A 6,514-nucleotide genomic window follows, 5' to 3' on the forward strand; every position below is an offset into this window, starting at 1 on the left:
GTGATTATCACCAGTCCTAAATAGTATAGAGCCCAAAATAGTCTAAAATTATGTATAAAAAAACTGGCAGGGGAGAAACCCCAGCCAGTTTTTTGTGCATCATATAAATACTGATATTACATATGAGCACTGTGTCCGCCGACCATAACCCAATAAGAACCGATAATAGTAATTAGGGTAATGATAATGGCGAAGATAACTTTGAATAATTGTGTGCGTCCATCTTTACCTTCAGTTAAATGCATGAACATTAATAATTGAAGGGCAGCTTGGATGAAAGCAAATCCAAAGATAATTGTAATCTTAGCGTTAAGTGCTAAAGATGTGTAAATCGTCACGTATACTGCTAATAGTGTCAAGACAATAGAGGCAATAAAGCCAACTGTATGTTTTGCTATTGTATTCATCCGCTATACACCATCCCTATCAAGTATACTGCAGTAAAGATGAAGACCCAAACAACATCTAAGAAGTGCCAGTATAAACTTACGATAAATAATTTTGGCGCATTGTCTTTATTAAGTCCACGCATTGCTACTTGGATTAATAGACAAATCACCCAACCGATACCCAACGAAACGTGGACACCGTGTGTTCCTAACAAGATGAAGAAACTTGACCAGTAAGAACCGATTTGTGGTGTTACACCTTGGTGTGCATAGTGTGCGAACTCGTAAATTTCTAAACCTACGAATAAGATACCAAGCAATAATGTGATAATCATCCAGATCATCATTAGTTTTTGCTTTTCTTTTCTCATGTAATAAATTGAAATACCACATGTATATGAACTGATTAATAACGCAAATGTCATTAATAATACTAAAGGCATTTCGAATAAATCAGTTGTTAACTTACCAGCGTAATCACCGCCGTGTTGCATGATAAGCAACGTCGCAAATAGTGTACCGAATAAAGAGAATTCAGCTGTTAGGAAGATCCAGAAGCCAAACTTGTTCAAATTACCTTCATGCGATTGCGCATCAATTGTTTTTGTATCATGCATGACTTTCAGCCTCCCGTTCTTTTTCACGAGCTTCACGAAGTTTTGCTTCAGTAGCAGCTACTTCAGAAGCTGGGATATAGTAACCATGGTCGACTTGGAAACTTCTGTAAATCATTGTACCTAATGTACCGATTAAGCAGATAATCGCTGGTACGATAGTTTCGAATGTTAAGAAGAAGCAACCAACAGTTAAGAAGATAGCCATGAAGAAACCAACTGGTGTGTTGTTCGGCATGTGGATATCTTTATAATTATGGTTGTCTAAGTAATGACGACCTTGTTTTTTCATATCTACAAATGTGTCTAAATCATCCCAGTCTGGAGTGATTGCGAAGTTGTACACTGGTGGAATTGATGAAGCTGTACTCCACTCAAGTGAACGTCCGATACCCCATGAGTCGCCTGAAGCGATACGTGGTGATTTAAGGTGACTGTAAACAATGTTAGCTACTAAGAATAAGAAGCCGATTGACATTAATAGTGCACCGATTGTAGAAATTACGTTTAACATGAACCAACCATCTGATGGCATGTAAGTGTATAAACGACGTGGCATACCGTCTAAACCAAGAATGAATTGTGGCATGAAACATACGTTAAATCCGATTACGAATAACCAGAAGAACGGAATGTTCAAGCGTTCATTCAATTTGTAACCCATCATCTTAGGATACCAGAAGATAAGTGCTGCTAAACAAGCGAACACAACACCACAAACTAATGTGTAGTGGAAGTGGGCTACTAAGAAGTACGTATTATGGTACTGATAGTCTGTTGAAGCCATTGCTAACATTACCCCTGTTACCCCACCGATTGTGAACGTTGGGATGAACGCTAATGAGAATAGCATTGGCGATTCGAAAGAAATTCGACCTTGGTATAGCGTAGCTAACCAGTTGAATATTTTAACACCGGTAGGCACAGCGATTAACATTGTTGAGATTGAGAAGAATGAGTTGATTAAAGGACCATTACCCATAGTGAAGAAATGGTGAACCCATACTAAGAAACTCAAGAATGCGATTGCTGATGTTGCCCAGATCATACTCTTATGACCGAATAAGTGTTTACGTGCGAACGTTGAAATAACGTCTGAGAAAATACCGAATGCTGGAAGGACAACGATGTAAACCTCAGGGTGCCCCCAAACCCAGAAGAAGTTAGCCCAAAGCATTGGCATACCACCATTAGCAACTGTGAAGAATTGAGTACCGAAGATACGGTCAATTGTCATCAATGCTAATGTAACTGTGAATACAGGGAATACTAGGATAATGATCAATGCTGTAACGAAAGTTGTTACTGTGAACATTGGCATTTCCATAAATTTCATAGTTGGTGTTTTCATTCGTAAAATTGTTACGAAGAAGTTAATACCTGTCATTAATGTACCGATACCTGAAAGCTGAATAGCTAATAGGTAGTAGTTAACACCAGGACCTGGACTGAACTCACCAGCAAGTGGTGCATAGTTTGTCCAACCTGCAGCAGGTGAACCACCAATGATGAATGACATGTTGAATAGTAACATTGCTCCGAAGAATAACCAGAAGCTAATGTTGTTCATTACAGGGAATGCAACGTCGCGTGCACCAATTTGTAAAGGTACAACTACGTTCCATAAACCGAAAATGAATGGCATTGCCATGAAGATGATCATGATAACACCGTGTGTTGTAAAGATTTCGTTATAGTGGTTTGATTCCAAGAACGGGTTGTTCGGAATTGTTAATTGCGTACGAATTAAAATTGCATCAATACCACCACGGACGAACATTAATACAGCACAAATCAGATACATTAATCCGATTTTCTTGTGGTCAATTGTTGTAAACCACTCTCTGTAAAGATATTTCCATAACTTAAAGTACGTGATTACTGCGATTACCCCGATAACTAGGAATGGCGCACCAATTTGTGCCATTGTGATCATCCAGTTACCTTGAACGAGTAATTCATGCCATGGGAAATTCATTAATGTTCACCTCCATGATTTTTCTTGTTAAGCTCTTCAGCTTTTTCATCTTTAGCGCCTTTTTGAGCTTTTTCCATTTCGTCCATATTATGAGATTCTTCTTTCTTGAATTCATTATTATATGGTTTGTCGTTAGGTAAGATCATAGCATCCATACCGTGTCTCTTATACATAGCGTTTGTAATTTGAGATTTACGAGCAGGATATTTTGAATCTGGTTTGCTTAATACGCCTTCAGTTACATCATAGAAGTTTGGATCTTTTGGAGTGTAATGGAAACGTTTATAAGCGTAGAAGATGTATTCAGGGTCAGCAGCTGGATCTACGAAGTCCATGTGAGTACCACTGAATGTCAACTCTTCATTCTTAGTTGTAGGTAGTAATTGTTTATCGAAAGTATCTTGAGAAAGTTTAGGTTCTTTCTTAGCTTTTTCTACCCATTTGTTGAATTCTGAGTTGCTTACTGCATGTACTGGGAATGTTTGACGAGCGAAACCTTCACCATTGAAGTTTGAGTTACGTCCACGGAACGTACCTTCTTGGTCAGCTTCTAATGTCCATTCCATTGTCATTGCAGTCATTGCATATTTTTGACCGCCAAGTTGTGGAATCCAGAAACTTGTCATTGTATCCATAGATTGCAACTTGAATACAATCGGACGATCTTTTGGAATCGTAATGTGATTCACTGTTTCAATTTTTTGCTCTGGATAAGCAAAGAACCATTTGAAACCTGCGCTTGTTGCATAAACGACGACAGGGTCTTTGTCTTTTGCAGGCGGTGCATCGTACTCATAAAGTGTTTTGACTGTTGGAATAGCCAAAGCAAGTAAGATGATAAATGGTACGGTGAACCAAATAGTTTCTAATAAAGCACTGTGATGTACTTTACCTGATTGTGTTGTATTTGTGTATCGGTATTTGTAAGCAAATACAGCGAATAGAATAAATACAACCGCAACAATAACAAGCATAAAGATGATTGAATAAATAATCAGCCATTTTAAACTGCTTGCCATTGGCCCTTTTGGGTTAAGTACTTCCATATGTTCACAACCACTGAGTAAAATCAGTGAGCCGAACAATAGAAGCAAAGACTTAATTTTTGACACTTTATTGACCTCCTAATACTACAATTGTAGGGCTTAACAATAATTTTAGTTTATTATGCAATATTTACAAGTGGGTATCCGCAACTTTTTTACATAAAAATAAAGAAAGCCTTACAGACACTAGGCCTGACGGGCTTTCACAGATTTGTTAAAATTATGTGTCCATTTTGTGAATACTGACAAAAATGACAGAAAGCACAAAAAAGGGCGCTGTAGTTGAGAATGCTTATCAATTAAGGGGTTGAAAGCGCTAGCGCCAAAAAACAAAATAATTATTTTTAAATAGATTTTATCGACAAGTTACTTGACTTCTATGTAGCGTTCAGAAATATCTTTCGCTCCATCTGAATCAATGACTTGATATTCGACTTTGTATTTACCAATTTTATTTGTATCGACATGACCATTGACGATAATCTGATCAGTCAAATCTCCGTCTTCTTTATCATAAGCGCTGATTCCATTCAGTAAGTTGTAATTTTCGCCTTTTTGAATAATCGCATCTTCAACACCTTTAAGCTTTGGTACAGAGTTATCTGTAGCTTCAGCGTTTAAATTGGGTGTTACTAATGTAGCAGACACACCAAGTGCTGAAAGTGACTGTAATAGTTTGTTCATTGTTTAGACCTCCGTATTCAATGGCTAATCATTAAAGCGTCATATTAATCAGTTCAATCACGAATATTTGCGATTGAACTTTGTATTAGGTTCAATATACCGTGTTTGTTTCTTTATTACATCCTACTACGGACCTAATCTTTATCACAAGACTAATTTTACAGAATAATTATGAAAATCAGATTAAAATAACGTTAAGTTTTCTCAGTTGTCAAATATTTACTGAGAAAAAAGCGGGAATATTTAGAAACAATATATAGGAAAGAAGTTAAAGGAGGGATTTATGCTAAATAATAGTGGGGGGCGTACTTTATTTCATTACTAACACGGTATTTTGAGTCCCGCACATGTAAGAAGAATGCTTTAAATAAAAATCATTATAATACGTTTTAAGTTTGTCATATTGTTTATACTTAATTGTGAAAAGAATATGAAGAAATATGAAATAAAATTGTCTATTATGTGAACTAGGTTCTTAATTGTTTTAATTTCGTCATATTCGTATTATGATGAAATTGAGTCGAAGAGGGAGTGAAGTTAAATGTTATCTGAAAAAGATATGGATATTATTAAACAAACAGTACCAGTTCTTCAAGAAAAAGGTGTGGAAATTACGTCATTCTTCTACAATAGAATGTTCAATGAACACCCAGAGTTACGCAACATGTTCAACCAAACTAACCAGAAAAAAGGTTTGCAATCCACAGCCTTAGCTCAAACAGTCTTAGCTGCAGCAGCAAACATTGAACAGTTAGGTGCAATTATGCCTGTAGTTAAAGAGATTGCTTACAAACACGTTGCATTACAAGTACCTGAATCAGGTTACAAAATTGTTGGTGAAAATTTAATCGCAGCAATTATGCACGTTTTAGATTTAAAAGAAGAAGATCCAGTGATTCAAGCTTGGATTAACGCATACTGGGAAATTGCAGATGTATTCATTCAAGTAGAGAAAGACATGTATGCTGAAATGTTATGGGATGGTTTCCAACCATTCACAGTTACAAACATTGAAAATGTCGCTTCAGATATTAAAGCATTTACAGTTTCATCAGATAAATATGATTTACGCAACTTTGAAGCAGGTCAATATATTACAGTTGATGTTTCAAGTGATAAATTACCATACAGAGCAAAACGTCACTATTCAATCGTTGGCGGAGACGAAGATACGTTAACATTCGCAGTTAAACGTGATGTTTCTGAAGACAGTGAAGGTGAAGTTTCAACTATCTTGCATGACGAAGTGAAAGTTGGAGATGATATCAACTTAACTGCGCCAGTAGGTGCATTCAGATTGCATAACACTGACAAAAACCAATTATTCTTAGCATCAGGTATTGGTGTAACACCATTAGTGTCAATGTATGAAAAAGCAATTGAAGTCGGTGTACCGAACATTCAATTCATTCACAATACAACTGATGTTAATGATGTACCATTCTCACAACGTTTATCTAACGATGCAGCAGAAAATGATAATGTGACTTATGAAATCCATGATCGCAAATCAAATGGCTACATCACTCAAGAAGATTTAAAACAATATGTTACAGAAGATACAGAAGTTTATGTATGTGGCGGTATTTCATTCTTGAAATCAATCGTCAATGAATTATATGAATTAGGTTTAGACAAATCACAAATTCATTTCGAAACATTCATTCCACGTTTAAGCGTAGACGTTTAATTTTTACTGAAATAATAATCTGAATGATAGAGAAGGAGCTGTTCATTCCGAATTTTCGGAAGGGACAGCTCCTTTTTGTGGCTCTCTGTCAAATAGGACTGGTGAGCAAAAAC

At 36.4% G+C, this 6,514-nt stretch carries 6 protein-coding genes; 1 reads left to right on the top strand and 5 read right to left on the bottom strand.

Translation table 11 applies throughout. The features are described 5' to 3' along the window. Window positions 1–116: 116 nt before the first annotated feature. The 5 genes from qoxD to HMPREF3031_RS09280 all read right to left on the bottom strand — a co-directional run bounded on the left by qoxD (window position 117) and on the right by HMPREF3031_RS09280 (window position 4,711). Window positions 117–407: a cytochrome aa3 quinol oxidase subunit IV gene (qoxD, locus tag HMPREF3031_RS09260; RefSeq protein ID WP_002480486.1), complete on the bottom strand. Its 291-nt coding sequence runs from the start codon at window positions 405–407 to the stop codon at window positions 117–119. Continuing rightward, window positions 404–1,006, bottom strand: coding sequence for a cytochrome aa3 quinol oxidase subunit III (gene qoxC / locus HMPREF3031_RS09265; RefSeq protein ID WP_002480487.1), 603 nt, complete (start codon window positions 1,004–1,006; stop codon window positions 404–406). Before qoxC ends, qoxD begins: the two co-directional genes overlap by 4 nt. Beyond that, complete coding sequence (gene qoxB / locus HMPREF3031_RS09270) at window positions 999–2,981, bottom strand: cytochrome aa3 quinol oxidase subunit I (RefSeq protein WP_002480488.1); 1,983 nt, start codon at window positions 2,979–2,981, stop codon at window positions 999–1,001. Before qoxB ends, qoxC begins: the two co-directional genes overlap by 8 nt. Beyond that, window positions 2,981–4,093 (bottom strand): cytochrome aa3 quinol oxidase subunit II, encoded by a 1,113-nt coding sequence (qoxA, locus tag HMPREF3031_RS09275; protein ID WP_002480489.1) that lies wholly within the window; start codon window positions 4,091–4,093, stop codon window positions 2,981–2,983. Before qoxA ends, qoxB begins: the two co-directional genes overlap by 1 nt. Window positions 4,094–4,393: 300 nt before the next feature. After that, window positions 4,394–4,711, bottom strand: coding sequence for a DUF5011 domain-containing protein (locus tag HMPREF3031_RS09280; protein WP_002480490.1), 318 nt, complete (start codon window positions 4,709–4,711; stop codon window positions 4,394–4,396). A 541-nt stretch (window positions 4,712–5,252) separates the two neighbouring features. On the opposite strand from HMPREF3031_RS09280, the gene HMPREF3031_RS09285 reads away from it, so the two are divergent. Further along, window positions 5,253–6,401: a globin domain-containing protein gene (locus HMPREF3031_RS09285; RefSeq protein WP_002480491.1), complete on the top strand. Its 1,149-nt coding sequence runs from the start codon at window positions 5,253–5,255 to the stop codon at window positions 6,399–6,401. Window positions 6,402–6,514 lie beyond the last annotated feature (113 nt).

It is taken from the genome of Staphylococcus sp. HMSC072B07 (assembly GCF_001815505.1).
Classification (GTDB): domain Bacteria; phylum Bacillota; class Bacilli; order Staphylococcales; family Staphylococcaceae; genus Staphylococcus; species Staphylococcus simulans.

Bases quoted from the DNA above. Each gene is read 5' to 3' on its own strand.
- qoxC (WP_002480487.1), bottom strand. From the start codon at position 1,006: ATGCATGATACAAAAACAATTGATGCGCAATCGCATGAAGGTAATTTG.
- HMPREF3031_RS09285 (WP_002480491.1), top strand. From the start codon at position 5,253: ATGTTATCTGAAAAAGATATGGATATTATTAAACAAACAGTACCAGTT.
- HMPREF3031_RS09280 (WP_002480490.1), bottom strand. From the start codon at position 4,711: ATGAACAAACTATTACAGTCACTTTCAGCACTTGGTGTGTCTGCTACA.
- qoxD (WP_002480486.1), bottom strand. From the start codon at position 407: ATGAATACAATAGCAAAACATACAGTTGGCTTTATTGCCTCTATTGTC.
- qoxB (WP_002480488.1), bottom strand. From the start codon at position 2,981: ATGAATTTCCCATGGCATGAATTACTCGTTCAAGGTAACTGGATGATC.